Annotated in this window: 19 protein-coding genes; 9 read left to right on the top strand and 10 right to left on the bottom strand. The window is 65.2% G+C overall.

Annotated elements, in window-relative coordinates; genetic code table 11:
• Positions 1-18: 18 nt before the first annotated feature.
• Positions 19-1,440, bottom strand: coding sequence for a DNA recombination protein RmuC (locus U1738_RS01095; RefSeq protein WP_332787192.1), 1,422 nt, complete (start codon positions 1,438-1,440; stop codon positions 19-21).
• A gap of 235 nt (positions 1,441-1,675) precedes the next feature.
• On the opposite strand from U1738_RS01095, the gene U1738_RS01090 reads away from it, so the two are divergent.
• The gene (locus U1738_RS01090; RefSeq protein ID WP_332787191.1) at positions 1,676-3,340 is read left to right on the top strand and encodes a formate--tetrahydrofolate ligase; all 1,665 of its coding nucleotides are present in this window, start codon (positions 1,676-1,678) and stop codon (positions 3,338-3,340) included.
• Positions 3,340-3,768 (top strand): SEL1-like repeat protein, encoded by a 429-nt coding sequence (locus U1738_RS01085; protein WP_332787190.1) that lies wholly within the window; start codon positions 3,340-3,342, stop codon positions 3,766-3,768. The genes U1738_RS01090 and U1738_RS01085 overlap by 1 nt, the downstream gene beginning before the upstream one ends.
• 69 nt (positions 3,769-3,837) lie before the next feature.
• On the opposite strand, the gene def is transcribed toward U1738_RS01085, so the two are convergent.
• Together def and recR are read right to left on the bottom strand one after the other, a co-directional pair.
• Positions 3,838-4,368: a peptide deformylase gene (gene def / locus U1738_RS01080; protein ID WP_332787189.1), complete on the bottom strand. Its 531-nt coding sequence runs from the start codon at positions 4,366-4,368 to the stop codon at positions 3,838-3,840.
• A gap of 45 nt (positions 4,369-4,413) precedes the next feature.
• A complete protein-coding gene (gene recR, locus U1738_RS01075; protein WP_332787188.1) occupies positions 4,414-5,010 on the bottom strand; it encodes a recombination mediator RecR in 597 nt (198 codons plus the stop codon).
• Between the two features lie 54 nt (positions 5,011-5,064).
• On the opposite strand from recR, the gene fmt reads away from it, so the two are divergent.
• Both fmt and truA read left to right on the top strand, forming a co-directional pair.
• The gene (fmt, locus tag U1738_RS01070; protein ID WP_332787187.1) at positions 5,065-6,039 is read left to right on the top strand and encodes a methionyl-tRNA formyltransferase; all 975 of its coding nucleotides are present in this window, start codon (positions 5,065-5,067) and stop codon (positions 6,037-6,039) included.
• The gene (gene truA, locus U1738_RS01065) at positions 6,036-6,782 is read left to right on the top strand and encodes a tRNA pseudouridine(38-40) synthase TruA (protein ID WP_332787186.1); all 747 of its coding nucleotides are present in this window, start codon (positions 6,036-6,038) and stop codon (positions 6,780-6,782) included. Before fmt ends, truA begins: the two co-directional genes overlap by 4 nt.
• Before the next feature lie 77 nt (positions 6,783-6,859).
• Here the strand turns inward: truA and U1738_RS01060 are convergent, their stop codons facing one another.
• The 6 genes from U1738_RS01060 to U1738_RS01035 all read right to left on the bottom strand — a co-directional run bounded on the left by U1738_RS01060 (position 6,860) and on the right by U1738_RS01035 (position 14,553).
• The gene (locus tag U1738_RS01060; protein ID WP_332787185.1) at positions 6,860-8,053 is read right to left on the bottom strand and encodes a class I SAM-dependent RNA methyltransferase; all 1,194 of its coding nucleotides are present in this window, start codon (positions 8,051-8,053) and stop codon (positions 6,860-6,862) included.
• Entirely contained in the window at positions 8,050-9,426 is a 1,377-nt protein-coding gene (locus U1738_RS01055) for an NAD(P)H-hydrate dehydratase (protein ID WP_332787184.1), read from the bottom strand. The genes U1738_RS01060 and U1738_RS01055 overlap by 4 nt, the downstream gene beginning before the upstream one ends.
• Entirely contained in the window at positions 9,423-9,785 is a 363-nt protein-coding gene (locus tag U1738_RS01050; protein ID WP_332787183.1) for a hypothetical protein, read from the bottom strand. Before U1738_RS01050 ends, U1738_RS01055 begins: the two co-directional genes overlap by 4 nt.
• Before the next feature lie 165 nt (positions 9,786-9,950).
• Entirely contained in the window at positions 9,951-11,672 is a 1,722-nt protein-coding gene (gene ilvD / locus U1738_RS01045) for a dihydroxy-acid dehydratase (protein WP_332787182.1), read from the bottom strand.
• A gap of 257 nt (positions 11,673-11,929) precedes the next feature.
• The gene (locus U1738_RS01040; protein ID WP_332787181.1) at positions 11,930-12,754 is read right to left on the bottom strand and encodes a 4-(cytidine 5'-diphospho)-2-C-methyl-D-erythritol kinase; all 825 of its coding nucleotides are present in this window, start codon (positions 12,752-12,754) and stop codon (positions 11,930-11,932) included.
• 140 nt (positions 12,755-12,894) lie between these two features.
• The gene (locus U1738_RS01035; protein WP_332787180.1) at positions 12,895-14,553 is read right to left on the bottom strand and encodes an electron transfer flavoprotein-ubiquinone oxidoreductase; all 1,659 of its coding nucleotides are present in this window, start codon (positions 14,551-14,553) and stop codon (positions 12,895-12,897) included.
• A gap of 116 nt (positions 14,554-14,669) precedes the next feature.
• Here U1738_RS01035 and U1738_RS01030 point away from each other — a divergent pair, with 116 nt between their 5' ends.
• From U1738_RS01030 to U1738_RS01010, 5 genes are all read left to right on the top strand, one after another.
• Entirely contained in the window at positions 14,670-15,413 is a 744-nt protein-coding gene (locus U1738_RS01030; protein ID WP_332787179.1) for a uracil-DNA glycosylase, read from the top strand.
• On the top strand, positions 15,410-17,191 hold the full coding sequence (locus tag U1738_RS01025) for a lytic transglycosylase domain-containing protein (protein WP_443026962.1): 1,782 nt from the start codon (positions 15,410-15,412) through the stop codon (positions 17,189-17,191). Before U1738_RS01030 ends, U1738_RS01025 begins: the two co-directional genes overlap by 4 nt.
• On the top strand, positions 17,181-17,708 hold the full coding sequence (gene moaB / locus U1738_RS01020) for a molybdenum cofactor biosynthesis protein B (RefSeq protein ID WP_332787178.1): 528 nt from the start codon (positions 17,181-17,183) through the stop codon (positions 17,706-17,708). The genes U1738_RS01025 and moaB overlap by 11 nt, the downstream gene beginning before the upstream one ends.
• A 227-nt stretch (positions 17,709-17,935) precedes the next feature.
• Positions 17,936-19,009, top strand: a complete 1,074-nt coding sequence (locus U1738_RS01015) for a PA0069 family radical SAM protein (protein WP_332787177.1) — start codon at positions 17,936-17,938, stop codon at positions 19,007-19,009.
• Between the two features lie 57 nt (positions 19,010-19,066).
• Positions 19,067-19,738 (top strand): cyclic nucleotide-binding domain-containing protein, encoded by a 672-nt coding sequence (locus U1738_RS01010; RefSeq protein WP_332787176.1) that lies wholly within the window; start codon positions 19,067-19,069, stop codon positions 19,736-19,738.
• Between the two features lie 291 nt (positions 19,739-20,029).
• On the opposite strand, the gene U1738_RS01005 is transcribed toward U1738_RS01010, so the two are convergent.
• A complete protein-coding gene (locus U1738_RS01005; RefSeq protein ID WP_332787175.1) occupies positions 20,030-21,619 on the bottom strand; it encodes a long-chain fatty acid--CoA ligase in 1,590 nt (529 codons plus the stop codon).
• Positions 21,620-21,695: the final 76 nt, after the last annotated feature.

Genomic DNA, 21,695 nt, shown 5'->3' with positions numbered 1-21,695 from the left:
CCGGCTGCTCCATGCGCCTCAGGTCTCCACATCGACCGCGCTTTCCAGTACAACTGGCTCATCCCCATAGCGCGCAAGCGCCTCCACCGGCTGCATCGCCTCGATCTCGCGGGCACCGGGTTCGATATTCAGATCCTTCAGCTTACGCGCCGTGACCAAAGTGCGGCTTTCGAAGCTGGACACGAACGTATTGTAATTGTTGACCGCGCTGGTCAGCCCGCCGCCGACCTTGCGCAGGTCACTGGCTGCTTTGGCTAGGCGATCGAACAATTCCTTGCCGAGTTCGCCGATCTGTCGCGCCTCCTTCGCCAGCCGCTCCTGCCGCCAGACGGCCGACACCGTGCGGGCGATGGCGATGAGGTTGGTGGGGGTCGCCAGCAGAACGCGCTTTTCGAACGCGAAGTCCCACAGGCCCGGTTCCTGTTCGAGCGCGGCGGAGAGGAAATGTTCGCCGGGCACGAACATGATGACGTAATCCGGAGCGTCGGCGAACTGGCTCCAATAGGCCTTGTTGCCCAAGCCGTTGATATGCGCCTTCATCGACGCCGCGTGAAGCGTCAGGCCCCTCGCCCGCTCGACTTCGTCGACCGCACCGAAGGCATCCTGATAGGCGTTGAGCGAAACTTTGGCATCGATCACGAGGCTTCGGCCGCCAGGAACGGTGACGATCGCATCGGGACGGAGCCGCCCGCCCTCATCGCCGCCGGCGACGGAAACCTCGGTCTGGAAATCGGTATGTTCGGATAAGCCACAGGATTCCAGGACATTCTTCAACTGCTGCTCGCCCCAGCGGCCGCGCGATTTGGGAGCGTTGCGCAAGGAGTTGACCAGTTTGGCGGCTTCGCTGGAAACCTTCTCCTGGCCGATGCGCATCTGTTCGATCTGGCCCTTGAGTTCGCTGAAGGCGCCCTTCCGCTCGCTCTCGACCTTGCCAACGGCTTCCTCATATTTCAGCAGGCGATCGCTGACCGGTTGCAGCATCGACTTCAAATTCTGGCCGGCCGTTTCCTCGGATTGCTTGAAGCGTTCGTCAGCGCGCTTGAGGAAGTTCGTCTGCGCCTCGGTCAGCAGCTTGCCGGCGACGTCGCTGAACTGTGCGGCCATGACGTCCTTCGCTTCGCGCAGTTCGAGCATACGGGCGTTGTGAACGTCGCGCTGCTCGATCATACGCGCCTCGAACGCCTCGGCCTGCGCGGTGAGCGTGGCGAGCCGGGTGCGCGCCGAATCGCGATCGTCGCGGATCGTTTCAAGTTCCTCGCGCAGATCGGCGGCAGCGCGTGCGCGTTCCTCGGCCGAGGCGAGATCGACGATCGCGCGCTTGAATTCCTCGGTTCGGGCATCGCGATCGGCGCGGGCCTGCGCGGCGGAACGGTTGCCGACCAGCCAGCCGAGCGCCAGACCGACGATGATCGCAACCATTGCGACGGCGAGGATCTCCATCAGCGTGCGCCTGCGAATGTTGAATGGGTCGAGGTGCCAGCGGGGTTTTGCCGGCTCGTGATGGCGCGATTGGCATCGTCGCGAAGCGTTGGACTGGAGGGCACGACGAACGGCACGGCGGAGAAATCGGACACTAACATGGCCGGAACATAGATTGAACACCACACGGAAGACAGATGGAAAATCTGCCGCTCCCGACTTGCGGCTCAGTTTTCCACCGTTACGACGTGGCACCATGCTGTCAGACATCGAAATCTCACGCGCCGCCACGCTTCGACCCATCGGCGAGATCGCCGCGAAACTCTCGATCCCGCCGGACGCCGTAGAACCCTATGGGCATTTCAAGGCGAAGATCGATCTGTCGCGCGTTCCCGCCACCGGCCGGCAGGGCAAGCTTATCCTGGTGACGGCGATCAACCCCACCCCGGCCGGCGAGGGCAAATCGACCACCTCCGTTGGTCTGGCGGACGCGCTGAACCGAATCGGGCGGCAGACGGTGCTGTGCCTGCGCGAGCCGTCTTTGGGCCCATGCTTCGGCACCAAGGGCGGCGCGGCGGGCGGGGGATATGCGCAGGTCGCCCCGATGGAAGACATCAATCTCCATTTCACCGGTGATTTCCACGCCATCACCAGCGCGCACAATCTGCTGGCGGCGATGATCGACAATCATGTCCATTGGGGCAATGCGCTCGACATCGACGTGCGGCGGATCGTGTGGCGGCGGGTGCTGGACATGAACGACCGAGCGCTGCGCGATATCGCGCAATCGCTGGGCGGGCCGGCGAACGGATATCCGCGCGAGAGCGGATTCGACATCACGGTCGCGTCGGAGGTGATGGCGATCCTGTGCCTGGCCACCGACCTGCACGATCTAGAGGCGCGGCTGGGGCGGATCGTGGTCGCCTATACGCGGGACCGCAGGCCGGTGACGGCGCGCGACCTGAAGGCGGATGGCGCCATGGCGGTGCTGCTGGCGCAGGCGATAAAGCCGAACCTAGTTCAGACGCTAGAGGGCACGCCCGCGTTCGTGCACGGCGGGCCGTTCGCCAATATCGCGCATGGCTGCAACTCGGTGATCGCGACGCGGACGGCACTGGCGCTGGGCGATTATGTCGTGACGGAGGCCGGGTTCGGTGCGGATCTGGGGGCGGAGAAATTCTTCGACATCAAGTGCCGGCAGTCGGGGCTGAAACCGGCCGCCGCGGTGATCGTGGCGACGGTGCGCGCGCTGAAGATGAATGGCGGGGTCGCCAAGGCCGATCTTGGCGGCGAGGACGTGGCGGCGGTGCGGCGCGGTGGCGTCAATCTGGCGCGGCATATCGAGAATGTGCGGATGTTCGGCGTGCCGGTGGTGGTGGCGATCAATCGCTTCGATGGTGACAGTGCGGGCGAACTTGACGTGATCCGCGAGATTGCGGCGGCGCAAGGGTCCGAGGCGGTATTGTGCACGCATTGGTCGGATGGTGGCGCGGGCGCGGAGGCGCTGGCGCAGAAGGTGGCGGACCTGTGCGACCACGGTGCCGCGCAATTCGCGCCGCTTTACGGCGACGAACTGTCGTTATTCGACAAGATCAACACTGTCGCGACGCGCGTGTACCGTGCCGAGGAGGCGATCGCCGATCCGGGGGTGCATGCGCAGTTGAAGCGCTGGGAAGAGGCCGGCTACGGTGCCCTGCCCGTGTGCATGGCAAAGACGCAGTATAGCTTCTCGACCGATCCGGCGAAGCTCGGCGCGCCGACCGGGCATGTGGTGCCGGTCCGCGAGGTGCGCCTCAGCGCGGGTGCGGGGTTCGTGGTGGCGATCTGCGGGGAAATCATGACGATGCCGGGTCTGCCGAGGGTGCCGGCGGCGGAGGCGATCCGCTTCGGGTCGGACGGGGAGATCGAGGGATTGTTTTGATGGACGCGGAGAAGCTCTATCTCCGGGCGCTCGAAATTCGGGAAGGGAAAGGGCGTGGAACATGGGTCGCGAAGCTCCGCCACCTTTCCCTGCGCGGCCATACCGATGCCATGATCGAGCTGGCGAGTTGGTACACTTGCGATAATCAGCCCGATGATCTGCTTGGGATGGGCGAGCCTTACACTGCCGCAAATCTCTATTATCGTGCTTGGCGTAAGGGCGATGCTCGCGCGGCCCAGCACTTGGCGCTGAGCTACTTCAACCGTGGCGATATGCTGCGTTTTCGGCTTTGGCTGCGACGGGCAGCAAAGCTGGGCGAACACGACTGCCAAATATTGGTCAGGTGTTTTGAGACGCGCCTGTATCACCAGACAGCGAAACGGGTTGGCAGGCTGCGACCGATCATGAAACGTGATGGATTTGTTTGAGCATCACGCCTGATAGTCACCCCAGCGCTGGCTGGGGTCTCGTACGGATGGCGTTGATTGAGGCGGGCCTCAACCCGCCTTGCGCGCCTTGGTGAGCTTCTTCATCAGCATGTCGCGCTTCAGCTTCGAAATGTGATCGGTGAAGAGCACGCCGTTGAGGTGATCGATTTCATGCTGGATCGCGGTCGCCATCAGGCCGTCGAATTCGGCTTCGTGGGCGGCGCCCTTGTCGTTGAGCCATTTGATCGTGCAGCGCGCGGGGCGTTCGACCTCGGCATACTGCTCGGGAATCGACAGGCAGCCTTCGTTGTAGCTGGCGAATTCCTCGCTGAGTGCGACGATTTCCGGGTTGATGAAGACGTGCGGTGCGCGGACGGGTTTGGCGTCTTCCTCGTCGCTTTCGGGTTCCTGTAGATCGATCACGACGATGCGCTGTTCGATCGCGACCTGCGTCGCGGCGAGGCCGATGCCCCGCGCGTCGTACATCGTGTCGAACATGTCGGAGACGATGGCACGGACGGCATCGTTCACTTCAGCGACGGGCTTGGCGACGGCGCGCAGGCCGGGGTGCGGGACTTCCAGGATTTCGAGAATTGCCATGGTCGCGCGCTAGGAAAACCGCGCGGTTACGTCAAGCGACCGCCATCACGTCACGGGTCGCCTTGCCCTGAGCGCCTGCGCCAGCGTTCCTTCGTCGAGATAATCGAGTTCGCCGCCGACCGGCAGTCCATGGGCGAGCTGGGTTACGCGGACGGGGAAGCGTTCGATGCGTTCGGCGATATAGTGTGCGGTGGTTTGGCCCTCCAGCGTTGCGTTCATCGCCAGCACGACCTCGTCCACGCCGCCGGATTCGATGCGGCGGACGAGCGAATCGATGCTGAGATCCTCCGGACGAATGCCTTCGAGGGCGGACAGCCGGCCACCGAGCACATGAAAGCGACCGGGAAACAGGCGCGAGCGTTCGAGCGCCCAGAGATCTGCGACCTCCTCGACCACGCACAAGGCACGGGCGTCGCGGCGAAGGTCTGCGCAGATCGCGCACGGGTTGGTCGTATCGATATTGCCACAGGTGGAACAGGTTGCGAGATTGTCTTCCACCGCGCTCAAAGCATTGAGCAATGGCGCAAGTGCGGTCTCGCGCTTCTTCAGCAGATGCAGCACCGCGCGCCGGGCCGATCGGGGGCCGAGGCCGGGGAGCCGCGCGAGCGCCTGGGTCAGCGCTTCGATTTCTGGAGAGGCCATGGGGAACAGATAGGGGGTTGCGCCGGGTAATGCCAAGCGGCCAGAGAATGGATCATGCGCATAATCTTCATGGGAACGCCCGAATTCTCGGTGCCGGTGTTGCAGGCCCTGGTGGACGCCGGGCACGATGTGGTGGCAAGCTATAGCCAGCCGGCGCGACGGAGCGGTCGCGGCAAGGCGGTGACGCCCTCCCCCGTTCAGGCGCGCGCCGAGGCGCTGGGGATCGCGGTACGCACGCCGGTGTCGCTGAAGGACGTGGAGGCTCAGGCGGAATTCGCTGCGTTCGGGGCGGATGTAGCGGTGGTGGCGGCGTACGGGCTGATCCTGCCGCGTGCCGTGCTGGACGCTCCGCGCTTTGGGTGCCTGAACGTGCACGCCTCCTTGTTGCCGCGCTGGCGCGGCGCGGCGCCGATTCAGCGCGCGATTCTGGCGGGTGATGCGGAGACCGGCGTCGGCATCATGCAGATGGAGGCAGGGCTCGACACCGGTCCGGTGCGGCTGGAGGGGCGGACGCCGGTTGGCGGCAAGACGGCGGGTGAGTTGACCGACGAGTTGAGCGCGATGGGGGCGGCGCTGATGGTTCGGGTGCTGGGCGATCTTGCGGCTTACCCTGCCGTCGCTCAGCCGGAGGAAGGCATCACCTATGCGCCGAAGATCGACAAGGCGGAGACGCGGTTGGACTTCTCGAAAAATGCGGTCGAGGTCGAGCGGCAGGTGCGTGGGTTCAATCCTCCGGGCGCGTGGTTCGAGATGGGTGGCGAACGCGTTCGAGTGCTGGTGGCCCAGGTTGACCCCTCCCAAAACCGTCATCCCGGCGAAGGTCGGGATCTCGTGGAAGGACGTGCCGCACCGGCCGCCAGCGGCCCCGGCCTGCGCCGGGGTGACGGAGTGGTGGTGAATGACGACCTTTCGATCCAATGCGGTGATGGTATTCTCCGTCCCACCCTGCTCCAGCGCGCCGGTCGTGGCGTGATGACGGCGGCGGAACTGCTGCGCGGCTTCCCGATCCCGGCGGGTACGCAGCTTTGACGCGGTTCGCGCTGACGGTGGAGTATGACGGGCGGCCGTTCGCCGGATGGCAGCGGCAGACTTCGTCGCCCAGCGTGCAGGCGGCGATCGAGGCGGCGGTGCTGGCGGTGACGGGCGAGGCGGTGGCGGTGCATGCCGCCGGGCGCACCGATGCCGGGGTGCATGCCACAGCGATGCGCGCGCATGTCGATGTCGAGAAGCCGCTCGCGCCGTTCCGATTGATGGAGGCGATCAACGCGAAACTGCGGCCGACGCCGGTGGCTATCCTCGATTGCCTAACGGTACCGGACGATTGGCATGCGCGCTTTTCGTGCATCGGGCGGCGGTACGAATATCGCATCGTCCTGCGTCGCGCACCGCTGACGTGGGAGCGCGGGCTGGCGTGGCGCGTGCCCAAGGGGCTGGATGCGGAGGCGATGGCCGAGGGTGCCGCGCGGCTGATCGGGCGGCACGACTTCACCACGTTCCGCTCGGCGCACTGCCAGGCGGACAGCCCGATCAGGACGCTGGACCGGCTGGATGTGGTGCAGGACGGCGAGCGGATCAGCGTGTTCGCCGAGGCGCGGTCGTTCCTGCATCATCAGGTGCGATCGATGGTCGGGTGCCTGTCGCTGGTGGGGCAAGGGAAATGGTCGGCGGACGATCTGGCGGCGGCGCTCGCCGCGCGGGATCGTACGCGGCTGGGGTTGAATGCGCCGCCGGATGGGTTGTTCTTCGTGGGGGCGGATTATCCCGTTTCATAGTCATGCCAGCGCAGGCTGGCATCTCGTGGCAATCGGCGTGCGCTTGCCGCTTGAGACCCCAGCCTTCGCCGGGGTGACTAAGGAAGGATGCGGCTGAACCTAGCCGCCAGTTCGACATGGGTAGACCAGCGGAATTGCCCTACCGGCTGGATCCAGTCGAGCGTGTAACCACCTTCGCATATAATCTGCGCATCACGGGCAAAACTGCTGGGGTTGCACGAAACATAAACCAGTGCCGGCACCTTTGACGGTGCGAGGAGCAACGCCTGTTCCCGCGCGCCAGCCCGTGGTGGATCGAGGACGATCGCGCCGAACCGGTCCAGTTCAGCGGTGGTCAATGCACGACGGTAGAGGTCGCGGTGGTCTGCAAAGATCGGGCGGCCAGTCCGGGCGGCGGCCGATTTGAGCGACAGGATCGCTTCGCGCGCGGCCTCTCCGGCATAGACCTTGCCGGAGAGAGCGAAGGTGAAGGTGCCCAAACCCGCGAAGAGATCGGCGACGGTTGAGGCATCGCCGACCCCTTCGCGCACGGCGGCAATCAATGCCGCCTCACCCTCGCGCGTCGCTTGCAGGAAGGATGCGGTCGGCAGCGGTACGGCCACGCCGCTGAGCGTGATCGTGACCGGTTCGGGTTCCCAGCGCACTTCGGGGCCGAGCCCGCTGTCGATCGCGAAGCGCGCTACGCCGTGTTTCTGACAGAAATCGCTGATCGCCTCGGCGCCATCGAGCCCCTCGGCTTCGATGCTCTCGACTAAGAGATCGATGCCCTGATCGGCTTGGGTGAGGTGCAGGCGCGCGCGGCGATTCTTCTTAAGAAATTTTGCGAGCAAACTGCGCAACGGCGCAATGACGGCGAACAATTCCGGCGTCAGGACCCAGCATTCCTGGATATCGACAAGAACGTGGCTGGCATTCTCGCTGAAGCCGATCTGCACCTTGCCGTTCTTCATCTCCGCCTGCAGCGCGGCACGGCGCCGGCTTTTCGGGGGCGAGAGTTTCGGCGCGCGGATATCGGCGACCAGATCGTGCGCGGCGAGCGCGCCGGCAATGCGGTCGGTGATGAACAGCGCATAGCTCTCGTCGTCGAGATGCTGGAGCTGGCACCCGCCGCAGGTGGGGAAATGGCGGCATGGCGGGCTCTGATGATGCGGGCCGGGGATCACCTCGAATGCCTGGGTCAGCGTGTCGCCCGGTGCGGCGAGCGGGGCGCTGCGGCCATCGGCGGTAAGGCCCTCGCCGCGCGCGGCGACGCGGATGATAGTATCGGTCATAGCGACGCCCTAGCGGCGGTTAGCGCATGCGCCAAATCGTCGGCGATAAAGGCGGGGCCGAGACGTCGCGCGGCTTCGCCGTGCAGCCATACGCCGGCGGCGGCTGCTTCGAGCGGATGGGGACCGGCGGCGAGGATCGCGGCGATCGTGCCGGCCAGCACGTCGCCGGTGCCGGCGGTGGAGAGCCAGACGCTGGCGGCCTGCGAAACGCGGACGCGCCCGTCGGGTGCGGCGATGACGGTGTCGGCACCCTTGAACACGACAACGGCGTTCGATCGGGCAGCGGCGTTGCGGGCGCGGTCGATCTTACCGGTCTCAGACTTGCCGAACAGAGCGTCGAATTCTCCCCCGTGTGGCGTGAGGATCACCGGGGCTTCGCGACCGGCGATATCCGCGAGATCGAGCAGGTGGAGCGCATCGCCGTCGATCACCAGCGGATGCGGCGTAGCGAGCGCCGCTCTGAGTTTGGCCTTGGCGGCATCGTCGCGGCCGAGGCCGGGGCCGACCAAGAGCGCACCGATGCGGGGATCGGCGATGGCGTGATCGGAAAAGGGCTTGTGGACCAAGGCATCGGGCGGGCTGTGCGTGTCGGCGAGCAGCAGGACATAGCCAGCACCGGCACGCATCGCGGCGATGCTAGCCAGACGGCTGGCACCAAGCATCGCGCCGCCAATGATCGCGACAATACCGCGCGTGTATTTGTGCGCGTCCGGGCCGGGTTCCGGAAGGTCTGGTCGAGCCACTACGTGCGCGTCGGACGACGCCACGACGCCGATATCAAGCAGGCGGATGTCACCGCAATGATGCGCGGCGGGCTGAAGCAGATGCGAGGGCTTGGGCGCACCCAGTGCGAGGGTGACATTGAAGATCGGGATATCGCCCAGCACTTTGCCGTCGTCGGTGGCGACGCCGCTAGGGAGGTCGATCGCTATTGATAGTTGCGCGGCAACCACCAGTTCGCGGAGTTTTGCGCCGATGTTTGGGGCCAGCGCGCGCGTCAAGCCAGTCCCGAACAGGGCATCAACCAGAATGGGCGCGGGTTCGGCTTCGGCGAACGGTTCGACCGGGCCATGCCACCCTGCCCTTGCTGCCCTTGCCGCATCGGTCTTCGGTTCGGCCAGTGCCGCCACACGCACATCCAGCCCCGCCTCTCGCAACAGCCGCGCAGCGACATAGCCATCGCCACCATTGTTGCCGGGGCCGCACAGGATCAGGATCGGGGACGTGCCAGCGAGGCGGCGGACGGCGGTGGCGATCTCCTGCCCGGCCCGCGCCATCAGGCTTTCGACCGTGGCGCCCGCGGCGATGGCCGCGCACTCCGCCGCACGCATCTGGGTGGCGGTAAGGATGGGTTGGCCGGCGATTGGCGTCATGGCGTCTTCGGTTTGATGGTTGCAGGCAGGCGGTAGTGATCGCCGCCCAAGGCAATTTCGATCCGGCCGTCGCCGATGACGCTGACAATGGCTTGCTCGGCCCCGTCCGCGGCGACCACGCCACGACCGTCCTTCGTCACGAGCAGCCGATGGAAGGCGCCGTCGGGATGGCGGACGGTCAGGATCAAACCGTCATCGCCAGTCTGGCGATCAACGGTGCAGGCGCGGATGAATGTCGCGCCACGCTGGGCGCAGTCGATAAGATCATCGGCGGGTTCGCGCTTGCCGGCTTCATACTTCGCCAGATTCGCGTGATCGGTTTTCTCTTCGCCGCACCCGGCGAGGACCAAGGCCAACACCAATGCGATAAGGCGGCGAGCGCTAACCCCGATCCGTCTGCCCTGAGCTTGTCGAAGGGCTGTCCTTCTTCGTGCCACTAAACATTGCCGAACGAAGAAAAAGGCAGTGCTTCGAATGGCTCAGCACGGACGGTCGAGAGTGATGCGATTACAACACTTGATGCACTAGATATCCGCATAGACATGGGTTTCGGCGCTCGCTCCCGGATGGGTGACGGCACCCTGATATGCGGGGCCGACATTCTGCGCATAGCGCCACAGCGCGCCCGACTGATAGTCGTTCGTGCGTGGCCGCCAGTTCGCGCGGCGGACCGCCAGCACGTCCTCCGGCACATCGAGGTCGATCGTGCCGGCCTCGGCGTCGATGCGGATGATGTCGCCATCCTCGACCAAGGCGATCGGGCCGCACTCCGCCGCTTCCGGGCCGACATGGCCGATGCAGAAGCCGCGCGTCGCGCCGGAGAAGCGCCCGTCAGTGATCAGTGCGATCTTCTCGCCCAGGCCCAGACCGTAGAGCGCGGCGGTGGTGGACAGCATCTCGCGCATGCCGGGGCCGCCCTTCGGCCCTTCGTAGCGGATGACGATGACTTGGCCTTCGACGATCTCGCGCCGCTCGACCGCTGCGAAGGTATCTTCCTCGCATTCGAACACGCGCGCCGGGCCTTCGAACTGGAGGCGGTGCATGCCGGCCACCTTCACGATCGCACCATCGGGCGCGAGCGTGCCGCGCAGGCCGACGACGCCGCCGGTCGGGGTGATCGGCGACTTCACGTCGTAGATCACCTTCTGATCGGGGTTCCACGTTACCTTGTCGATATTCTCGCCCAGCGTCTTGCCGGTGACGGTGAGGCAATTGCCGTCGAGCAGATCGTTCGCCAGCATCGTCTTCATCAGCATGTAGACGCCGCCGGCCTCGTACATATCCTTGGCCACATATTGGCCACCGGGTTTCAGATCGGCGATGTAAGGCGTTGATTTAAAGGCTTCCGCGACATCGAACAGGTCGAACGAGATGCCCGCTTCGTGTGCCATGGCCGGCAGATGCAGCGCGCCGTTGGTGGAGCCTCCGGTCGCCGCGACGACGCGGGCGGCGTTCACGAATGCTTCGCGTGTGCAGATGTCGCGCGGGCGGATGTTGGCGGCGAGCAATTCCATCACCTGCGCCCCTGCGGCCACCGCGATCTGCTCCCGCGTGCTATATGGTGCCGGAATCATGTTGCTGTTTGGCAGTGACAGGCCGATCGCCTCGGCGACGCAGGCCATGGTGTTCGCGGTATACTGACCGCCGCACGCGCCGTGGCCCGGGCATGCGGCCTTTTCCAGCGCATGAACTTCCTCGATCGGACAGGTGCCGGCGGCGTAGCGGCCGACGATTTCGAACACATCCACGACCGTTACGTCCTTGTCGTGGAAGCGGCCGGGCAGAATCGATCCGCCATAGACGAAGATCGACGGCACGTTGAGGCGCAACATCGCCATCATCATCCCGGGCAGCGATTTGTCGCAGCCGGCGAAGGTGACGAGCGCATCGTAGCAATGGCCGCGCACGCTGAGTTCGACCGAGTCGGCGATGACCTCGCGGCTGACCAGCGAGGATTTCATTCCCTGATGGCCCATGGCGATGCCGTCGGTGACGGTGATGGTGTTGAAACGGCGGGGCATGCCGCCGCCCTGGATCACGCCTTCGCGTGCCGCGTCGGCCTGCGCGTCGAGGCGGGTGTTGCACGGCGCGCTGTCGTTGCCGGCGCTGGCCAGGCCGACGAACGGACGCGCGATATCGTCTTCGGTCAGCCCCATGGCGTAATAATAGCTGCGGTGGGGCGCGCGCTCGGGGCCGACGGAGACGTGGCGGCTCGGGAGCCTCGATTTATCGAAACGGTTGCTCATAGGGTGCGCCTATGTCGCCAGAAGGCCCGTTTGCGCAAGTGTGTTGCGGGAAGTGCATGAAAAAGGGCGGCGAACTTGCGTGCACCGCCCCCTTTGCTGAATGACGTGCGGGATCCGCAGATCATCGGCGGACGCGGCGCTCCCCGGCGGCGGATCCGTTCTGGCTCCCACTCAGCAAGAGCGGGGCCAGTTCAGCATTGGTGCGGGTCTGAAAGGTTAACGATTTTGGACACGTCCCGTTGCGGCACGGAAAAGCGTTACGCGAGTGTCGATTCGAGACACCACCAGACGGGATCGTGGGCGCGGATCGCGACGGCTGCGTGCGTGCGATCGGCTGCGCTGGCGTAAAGCGCGAAGCAGGTCGCGCCGGAACCGGACATGCGGGCGAGGACCGGCGCCGTCTTTGCGAGCTGATCCAGCACGTCGCCGATCACGGGCGCAAGCGCCCGGGCGGCTGGTTCGAGATCGTTGCGGCCGGCTTGCGCGAGATCGAGCAGCGGGCCGTTGCCGATCGGGCCGTGATCCCTGCCGTCCCAGTTCTTGAACACGGCGGCGGTAGAAACGGCGACGCCGGGGTTCACGAGCAGGACCGGAATGCCAGTGAGGCCGTCCAGCGGTTCGAGCTTCTCCCCCCTGCCCATTCCGATCGCGCTGCGGCCGAGCAGGCAGGCGGGAACGTCCGAGCCGAGCGCGTCGGCGCAGGCGAACAGGCGGGGGTCGTCGAGCGCGATTTCGTTCAGGCGGGCGAGTGCGCGGAGGGTGGCGGCAGCGTCGGCCGAGCCTCCACCGATGCCGGAGGCAATGGGGAGGTTCTTGGTCAGAATGATTTTATATTCTGCCGTTATCTCAAAAGCTTTGGAGAATAATCCAACCGCTCGTATGACGAGATTGTCGCCTTCGGTGGCGAGGCCGGCGGCGAAGGGACCGTCGATCGTGAAGCTGGCCGAACCGGGCGAGACGCGGATTTCGTCGCCGTCGCGGAGGAATGCGAAGAGGGTTTCGAGTTCGTGATAGCCGTCGGCCCGGCGCGCGCGGACGTGGAGCGCGAGGTTGATCTTGGCTGGGGCGGGTTCGAGGATCATCGGATTAACGGCTCACGAATATTAGACCTTCCCCGGCGAAGGCCGGGGTCCAGTCTGGAGACGGTCATAACTGTGCGCCGTCCTCCATAACCATGGCCATTCCGACTGGGCCCCGGCCTTCGCCGGGGAAGCACATACAGTCACATGTTGGGATAATTCGGCCCCCCGCCGCCCTCCGGCACCACCCAATTGATGTTCTGCGTCGGGTCCTTGATGTCGCAGGTCTTGCAGTGGACGCAGTTCTGCGCGTTGATCACGAACTTCGGGTCGCCGACATCCTCGCCGACGATCTCGTAGACGCCGGCCGGGCAATAACGCTGCGCCGGTTCGTCGTACATCGGCAGGTCGTATGCGACCGGGATCGACGGGTCCTTGAGCGTAAGATGGACCGGCTGGTCCTCTTCGTGATTGGTGTTCGACTGGAATACCGAGGACAGGCGATCGAAGGTCAGCACGCCATCGGGCTTCGGATAGTCGATCTTCTGGACCAGATCCTTGCGCCACAGGCTCTTGTGATCGGGATGATGCTTCATGGTGAAGGGCATCTTCAGGCCGAAGCTTTCCAGCCACATGTTGATGCCGGCCAGGCCCGTGCCGATCAGGTCGCCGAATTTTTCGACAAGCGGCAGCACGTTGCGGACGATCGACAGTTCCTTCTTCACCCAGCTCGCGTCGAATGCCTCAGGGTACGCGGCAAGTTCGTCATGCTCGCGGCCTGCCGTCACGGCATCGAACGCGGCTTCGGCGGCCATCATGCCGCTCTTCATCGCGGTATGCGTGCCCTTGATGCGCGGCACGTTGAGGAAGCCTGCGCTGTCGCCGATCAGCGCGCCGCCGGGGAAGACGAGCTTGGGGATCGCCTGCAATCCGCCATCGCTGATCGCACGCGCGCCATAGGACACACGCTTGGCGCCCTTCAGGATTTCCGAAATGGCCGGATGCGTCTTCCAGCGCTGCATTTCCTGGAACGGCGAGAGATAGGGGTTCGAATAATTGAGCCACGTCACGAAGCCCAGGGCGACCTGCCCGTTCGCCTGGTGATAGAGAAAACCGCCGCCGTTGGAGCCGGTTTCGCTCAGCGGCCAGCCCTGCGTGTGGATCACGCGACCTGGCGCATGGAGTTCGGGGTCGATGTCCCACAATTCCTTGATGCCGAGGCCGTAGACCTGCGGCTCGCTGTCCTTGGCGAGATCGAAATTGCGGATCAGCTCCTTGGACAGATGCCCGCGCACGCCTTCGCTGAAGAAGGTGTATTTGGCGTGGAGTTCGAGGCCCGGCGTGTAATCCGGCTTGTGGGTGCCGTCCCGCGCCACGCCCATGTCGCCGGTCGCGACGCCCTTGACCGAACCGTCCTCGTTGAACAGCACTTCAGCCGCGGCGAAGCCGGGGAAAATCTCGACGCCGAGTTCTTCCGCCTGGCCCGCCAGCCAGCGGCAGAGATTGCCCAGGCTGCCGGTGTATGTGCCCTTGTTGTGCATGAAGCCGGGCGTGACGAAGTGCGGCATGCCGAAGCGCTTCTTCTTCGTCAGGATCCAGTGCTGGTTGTCGTTGACCGGAACCTCGGCCATCGGACAGCCCTGTTCCCGCCAGTCGGGGATCAGCTCGTCGAGCGAGCGGGGATCGATCACCGCGCCGGACAGGATGTGTGCGCCGACTTCCGAACCCTTTTCGAGCACGCAGACGGAAAGCTCGCTGCCCTTTTCATTGGCCAGCTGTTTCAGCCGGATCGCTGCCGAAAGGCCGGAAGGGCCTGCGCCGACGATCACGACGTCATAGGGCATGGATTCGCGTTCGCTCACTCTTCGTCTCCATCGGGGGCCGTGCGATGCTATCTCGTCGCGCCGCTGCAACGTCCTGTCCAAGATGCGGTGCCAGCAAGTTGACCTTCGCGTCAATAACACACTCTAAGGGCGACATGGGGGCTGATCAAAATTTCGACTGGAATCAAGCGGCTGCGAGCGCGCTCGAATGGTGGCGCGATGCGGGTGTCGATGCCAATATCGACGAGACGCCGCGCAACTGGCTGGCCCTCCCCGCCCCGACGCCTGCCGCCGATCCCGGCGTAACGATCGCCGATGCCGTAGCGGCGGGTGCGATGCCCGAAACGCTGGCGGCGTTCGAAGCGTGGCGCACGGGTGCGGATACCCCCGAAGCGGCATGGCACGGCAAGGCGATCGCGGCACAGGGCGATGCCTCCGCCGATATCATGATCGTGATAGATATGCCCGAGCGCGAGGATGCGGCCAGCGGCGTGCTGATGAGCGGATCTGCGGGCAGATTGTTCGATCGAATGCTGTCGGCGATCGGACTGAGTCGCGAGACGGTGTATCTGGTGTCGATGTGCAATGCGCGCCCCGCCGCTGGCCGGATCGCGCCGGAAATCGAGGCGCGGTTGAGCGAGATCCTGGCGCATCATGTTGCGCTCGCCGCGCCGAAACGAGTGTTGTTGATGGGCAATGCGCCGAGCCGTGCGCTGCTCGGGATGGATTTTCTCAAGGCGCGCGGGGGTTTACGTGCGGTTAACCATCAGGCAGGCACGGTCGCCGATGAAGTTCAGGCCGTCGCGACGTTCCATCCGCGCTTCCTGATCGAACAACCGGCGAAGAAGGCCGAGGCCTGGAAAGATTTGCAGATGCTGATCGGGGGATTGGAATCGTGAAGGCAGTTCTGGCTTTGGCCTGTATCGCGGCGGTGGCCCCGGCGACCGCATATGCCGCGGAGCCGGCGGACGTTTCGACCACTGCCACTGCCACCGCCACCGCGCCCCGCGCCAAGGCCGGCATCCCGGACCAGCTCGATGCGGGCCAGCGCGAGGAATATCGCACGCTGTTCGCGCTGATCCGCGACCAGAAATGGCAGGACGCGCAATTGCTGCTCGCCTCGATGAAGCCCGGCCCGCTGCATGCCATCGCCCGCGCCGAACTGCTCACGGCCAAGGGGTCGCCCAAGGCCGATCTCGATCCGCTGATGAAATTGCTCGCCGAGGCACCGGAACTGCCCCAGGCACAACAGCTCTACACGATGGCCCGGTCGCGCGGCGCGGTGGACCTTCCGCCGCTGCCGGAGGGCAATCGCCTGACTTGGCTGGGCAGCGCCCCGGTTCGCGCGCGCGCCAAGAGCATCAAGACCGATATGTCGACCGCCGAACTAGCGATCCGCATGCAGCCCTTCATCAAGGCCGATGACGGCGTATCGGCACAGGCCTTGCTGGATTCGACGCAGGGGCTGACGCCCGAGGCGCTGACCGAATGGCAGCAGAAGGTCGCCTGGATCTATTATCTGCAGGGCGACGACAACAACGCCCGCACGATGGCGGCCAAGGCGGCGATGGGCATTGGCGACTGGTCGATCCAGGGCGAATGGGTCGGCGCGCTGGCGGCGTGGCGTCAGAAGGATTGTGCCGTCGCAGGCAGCGGTTTCGAACGCGTCGCCGGCCGGGCGGGCGATATCGAACTCCGCGCCGCGGCACTATATTGGGCCGCGCGCGCCGACATGGTCTGTGCCCGCCCCGACCGGATCGAAGGCCGACTGAAGAGCGCGGCGCAATATAAAGAGACTTTCTATGGCCTGCTCGCGCGTCAGGCGCTGGGCATCCGCGAGGTGATGCCGAAGCCCGACGCATATGTCGCCGCCGACTGGCAGGTACTGGGCCGCCGCCCCAACGTCCGCGTCGCCGCTGCCCTGGTCGAGATCGGTGAGACAAGCCTGGCCGACGAAGTGATCCGGCAGGAGGCCAAGCTTGGCGACCCGTCCGAATTCGGCGCGCTGGTCCGGCTGGCCGCCAGCTTCGATCTGCCCGGCACGCAGGTGTGGTTGTCGCAGAACGGCCCGGTCGGCGCACAGCCGTCGCTCGCGGCGCGTTACCCTGCGCCGAACTGGACGCCGGATGGCGGCTGGCGCGTCGACAAGGCGCTGGTCTACGCCCACACCTTGCAGGAATCGCGCTTCCGCACCAACGTCATCAGCAAGGCCGGCGCATACGGCCTGATGCAGGTGATGCCCGCCGCCGCGACCGATATCGCGCGCAAGCATGGCCGGGTCTATGATCGCTCGGCGCTGAGCAAGCCCTCGGTCAATATGGAGGTGGGGCAATCCTATCTCGAGCAATTGCGCGATCTGCCGCTGACCGGCGGTCTGCTGCTTAAGGTGATCGCGGCGTACAATGCCGGGCCGGCACCGGTGCAATTGTGGAACGCGATGTCGCGCGACGGTGGCGACCCCCTGCTCTACATCGAATCGATCCCCTATTGGGAGACGCGGGGCTATGTCGCGACGGTGCTGCGCAATTACTGGATGTACGAATCGCAGGGCGGCAAGGCCGTCTCGCCGAGCCGCATGGCGCTGACCCAGGGCATGTGGCCGCGCTTCCCAGGCATGGCGGGCGCGAGCGCGGTGCGATTGACGGCGGTGAAGAGCACGATCCTCAGTGCCAATTGAAGAAAGCGCGACGCTGCGCCCCGTTCGGATTGCGGTCCTCACCATTTCCGACAGCCGCCGCCTGGCCGACGACAAGTCCGGCCAGTTCCTGGTCGATCGGCTGAACGCGGCGGGCCATGTGCTGGCCGATCGCAGCATTGTGACCGACGACGTGCCGGCGATCGTCGCCAAGCTGGAACGCTGGATCGCCGACGATCAGGTCGATTGCGTCATCACCACCGGCGGCACCGGCGTGACGGGCCGCGACGTGACGCCCGAGGCGATCGAGCAGGTCGCGGACAAGATGATCCCGGGCTTCGGCGAACTGTTCCGCTGGCTGAGCTTCCAGACGATCGGCACCTCCACGATCCAGTCCCGCGCCTGCGCCTGCGTGACGCGCGGCACCTATATCTTCGCGCTGCCGGGATCGACGGGGGCGGTGAAGGACGGTTGGGACGGGATCTTGGTCCACCAGCTGGATAGCCGGTTCAAGCCCTGCAACTTCGTGGAACTGATGCCGCGGCTGATGGAGCGGTAGGGTCTCGCTCCTGCCGGGCAGACGACCGATGACTTGGCACCCCCAGCCCGTCATCCCCGCGAAGGCGGGGATCCCGCTGCCTTGCCCCGCAGCCCGAAGAAGAAGCGGGATCCCCCGCCTGCGCGAGGTTGACGGGGTACTTTCGCCAGATGTCAGATCGCGCTGATTGCCACGGACGGCACCGTTGCGTTCTTGCTATGTTCCATTAATCCAGTTACCCCATGGAAATGGCAAACCCCCGGCCAGTACGCGGCGCGACGCTCAATCGGGAGAGCAGTCGCTTCAACCTGCCGCAGACCGAGGCGGACGGGGATTGGCTCGATGCGCGCGAGGATCTGGACGGCGCTCCGCCCCGGTTGCGCACGACGGTGACGGTGGAGACGCCGCGCACGATCATCTCGAAGAACCAGTCGCCGGACATCGGCTTCGATCGCTCGATCAATCCGTATCGCGGCTGCGAGCATGGCTGCATCTATTGCTTCGCACGGCCGACGCATGCGTTTCACGATCTATCGCCGGGGCTGGATTTCGAGAGCAAGCTGTTCGCCAAGCCGAATGCCGCGGTGCTGCTGCGCGCGGAATTGTCCAGGCCGGGCTACGAGCCGCTACCAATCGCGTTCGGGACGAACACCGATCCGTATCAGCCGATCGAGAACGACTGGCACATCACCCGCGCGTGCATCGAGGTGCTGGCGGAAACCGATCATCCGCTGACCATCACCACCAAATCGGACCGGGTGACGCGGGATATCGACCTTCTCGGCGCCATGGCGTCGAAAGGACTGGTGGCGGTGGCGATCTCGATCACCACGCTCGACCCCAGGATCGCCATGACGGTCGAGCCACGGGCCCCTGCCCCCATTCGGCGACTGGCGGCGGTGCGGCGGCTGAGCGAGGCCGGCATCCCCACCTATGTGTCGATCGCGCCAGTGATCCCGGCGATCACCGATCACGAGATGGAGCATATCCTCGAGCGTGCGGCGGAGGCCGGTGCGCGGGCGGCGTTCTTCCTGCCGGTGCGTTTGCCGCATGAGGTTGCGCCGTTGTTCCGGGCCTGGCTCGACGAGCATTTCCCGGATCGCGCGGCCAAGGTGATGGCGACGATCCGGTCGCTGCGCGGCGGGCGCGACAACGACCCGAATTTCCACAGCCGGTTTCGCGGGCAAGGCGCATTCGGCGATCTGCTGCGCACGCGCTTTCACATTGCATGCCGGAAATACGGGCTGAACAGAGAGAAGATATCGGTGCGGCGCGATCTGTTCAGGCCGCCGCAAGGTCCGCAGGGTGAATTGTTCTTCTAGGGTAACGAATGCGCGACCCGGCACCTATATTTGGGCAAGTGTTTCGAAAGGACGGACGTGTTCGCGATCCCAGCGCTGAGCCTGCATATCGGCTATGCTTTGCTGTTGGCGGCGATGATCGTCGGCAATGCGCGGGCACGATGGCTGATCGGGCTGGCAGCGGCGATCCTGGGCGTGCACGCTTTCTATTGGCACAGCGGGTGGGTGGCGATCGGCTGGACGGCGGGGATCGTGCTGTGCGGTGCGTTTTTGGGGCTGGCGGCGCTGACCCGCAACGGCGCGGCGCGCTTCTCGGTCGAGGATGCGGCGATGCGCGACAGTCTGCTGACTGGGGTCTCCCCTTCGGCGGCGCGGCATTTCATCGATCGCGGATATTGGATCTCGGGCGAAGCGGGCGAGGCGCTGACCCGCGAAGGCGAGGATACCGCGCATCTCGTCTATCTGTTCAGCGGCGATGCCACGGTGACAGTCTCCGGCCGCAAGGTCGCGACCTGCCATGCCGGGGACCTGATCGGCGAAGCGAGCGCGCTGACCGGGGAGCCGGCGACCGCAACGGTGGTGCTGGAAACCCCGGCGCGCTTCTGGTGCGCGGAGGCCGGGGCGCTGCGGGCGTACATCACCGCCAATCAGGAGGTGCGCAATGCGATCGGGCGAAACTTCTCGCATACGCTGCGGATGAAGTTGCTGGAGACGAGCCGGGCCTTGGCGTTGGCGACCGCGGAGGTTTGAGGTTGGCTTTGGCTTAGCCTCACGTTTCAGCCACAACCCTTTACGCTTCCCCGGCGAAGGCCGGGGCCCAGTCGGGAGACTGACGTAATCGGGCACCGCGCATCATAACATAGACCTTCGCGACTGGGCTCCGGCCTCCGCCGGGGAAGGAAGTAAAAGGGGGCCCCCTACCCGCCTTTCGTGCTGAGTCAGTCGAAGCACGTGCCTGAATGCACCATTGCGCTTGGAACACGCCCTTCGACAGGCTCAGGACGAACGGATCGTTTTAAACTAGCGGAATGAAGCCCCCACTCAAGCCGCCAGCTGATAATCCTTGAACCGAGCGCGCAGCTCGGTCTTCAGCAGCTTGCCGGTCGCGGTATGCGGCAGGTCGTCGACGAACAGGATCTCGTCCGGCAGCCACCATTTGGCGACATGCTTTTCGAGATGCGCGTTGATCTCGGCCGGCGTTACCTCGCTGCCCGGTTTCTTGACCACCAGCAGGATCGGGCGCTCATCCCATTTCGGGTGATAGATGCCGATCGCGGCGGCCTCGGCGACGCCGGTGCAGCCGACCGCGGCGTTTTCGAGATCGACCGAGCTGATCCATTCGCCGCCGGATTTGATCACGTCCTTGGCGCGATCGGTGATCTGCATCGTACCGTCGGCATGCAGCACCGCGACGTCGCCGGTGTCGAACCAGTCGTCCTCGTCCACCGCATCCTCGGCCGCACCAAAATAGCGTTGCACGACCCACGGCCCGCGCACCTGCAAGCGGCCCGACGAAACGCCGTCGCGCGGTTGCTCGGCATCATCGTCGTCCAGCACGCGCAGTTCGATGCCGAACGGGATGCTGCCCTGTTTCTGGAGCATATCGAGCTGCTCGTCGCGCGACATATCCTGCCATCCGGGCGGCGGGCAGGCGGCGGTGGCAACGGGCGAGGTTTCCGTCATGCCCCACAGGTGGATCACCTGAATGCCCATATCGAGGAAGCGGGCGATCATCGCACGCGGCGCGGCCGATCCGCCGACGGTGATCTGCTCGACCGTCGCGGGAAGCTCGCCGGTCGCATCGATATGCTGGAACAGCGCCAGCCAGACGGTCGGCACGCCGCTCGCCAATGTCACCTTCTCGCGATTCATCAGGCCGCACAGCACATCGGCATTGTTGACCTGACTGAACACCATCTTCGATCCGGCCAGTGGCGCGGCGAAGCACAGGCCCCAGGCGGCGGCATGGAACAGCGGTACGATCGGCAGGATCGCGGTGCGCGCGCTGAGCGTCATCACCGAGGCCGATCCGGCGTGCATCGCATGCAGCAGCGTCGAGCGGTGGGTGTAGAGCACGCCCTTGGGGTTGCCGGTCGTGCCGCTGGTGTAGCAGAGCATGCACGGCTCGCGCTCGCCGCCCTCGAACCAGGCGTAATCGCCGTTCTCGGCGTCCAGTAACGCATCGAAGCTGTCGGCGCCCTCGCTATCGAAACAAATGTAGTGATCGATGCTGGTCCAGAGCGGTTTCAAACGATCGACCAAGGGCTGGAACAGCTTGTCGTAGATCAACACGCGATCCTCGGCGTGATTGGCGATGTACACCAATTGCTCGTCGAACAGGCGCGGGTTGATCGTATGGATCACGCCGCCCATCCCGATTGTGCCGTACCAAGCGACGAGATGGCTGCCATGGTTCATCGCCAGCGTCGCGACACGATCGCCGGGTTTCAGCCCCAGCCGTTCGAGCGCCTGCGCCAGGCGGCGGGAATCATGCGCGATGCCGGCCCAGTCGCTGCGGGTTTCGCGGCCATCGGCCCAGCGCGTGATGACGTCACGTTTGCCGTGCTCCCGCGCAGCATGATCCAGCAGACGCGGCACGCGCAATTCGAAATCCTGCATTCCACCAAGCATCGTCGTTCCTCTCCCGCTTGCGGTCTCATGTCCCGCGCGGCTGGTTTACGCGCAGCATAATGATGCTGACCCGGGG

It is taken from the genome of Parasphingomonas caseinilytica, assembly GCF_036663755.1.
Classification (GTDB): Bacteria; Pseudomonadota; Alphaproteobacteria; order Sphingomonadales; family Sphingomonadaceae; genus Sphingomonas.
This window is presented reverse-complemented; position numbering and strand designations above follow the sequence as displayed.

Bases quoted from the DNA above. Each gene is read 5' to 3' on its own strand.
- fmt (WP_332787187.1), top strand. From the start codon at position 5,065: ATGCGCATAATCTTCATGGGAACGCCCGAATTCTCGGTGCCGGTGTTG.
- U1738_RS01055 (WP_332787184.1), bottom strand. From the start codon at position 9,426: ATGACGCCAATCGCCGGCCAACCCATCCTTACCGCCACCCAGATGCGT.
- U1738_RS01040 (WP_332787181.1), bottom strand. From the start codon at position 12,754: ATGATCCTCGAACCCGCCCCAGCCAAGATCAACCTCGCGCTCCACGTC.
- def (WP_332787189.1), bottom strand. From the start codon at position 4,368: ATGGCAATTCTCGAAATCCTGGAAGTCCCGCACCCCGGCCTGCGCGCC.
- U1738_RS01095 (WP_332787192.1), bottom strand. From the start codon at position 1,440: ATGGAGATCCTCGCCGTCGCAATGGTTGCGATCATCGTCGGTCTGGCG.
- U1738_RS01090 (WP_332787191.1), top strand. From the start codon at position 1,676: ATGCTGTCAGACATCGAAATCTCACGCGCCGCCACGCTTCGACCCATC.
- recR (WP_332787188.1), bottom strand. From the start codon at position 5,010: ATGGCCTCTCCAGAAATCGAAGCGCTGACCCAGGCGCTCGCGCGGCTC.
- ilvD (WP_332787182.1), bottom strand. From the start codon at position 11,672: ATGAGCAACCGTTTCGATAAATCGAGGCTCCCGAGCCGCCACGTCTCC.
- U1738_RS01060 (WP_332787185.1), bottom strand. From the start codon at position 8,053: ATGACCGATACTATCATCCGCGTCGCCGCGCGCGGCGAGGGCCTTACC.
- U1738_RS01030 (WP_332787179.1), top strand. From the start codon at position 14,670: ATGGGGGCTGATCAAAATTTCGACTGGAATCAAGCGGCTGCGAGCGCG.
- U1738_RS01005 (WP_332787175.1), bottom strand. From the start codon at position 21,619: ATGCTTGGTGGAATGCAGGATTTCGAATTGCGCGTGCCGCGTCTGCTG.
- U1738_RS01085 (WP_332787190.1), top strand. From the start codon at position 3,340: ATGGACGCGGAGAAGCTCTATCTCCGGGCGCTCGAAATTCGGGAAGGG.
- U1738_RS01015 (WP_332787177.1), top strand. From the start codon at position 17,936: ATGGCAAACCCCCGGCCAGTACGCGGCGCGACGCTCAATCGGGAGAGC.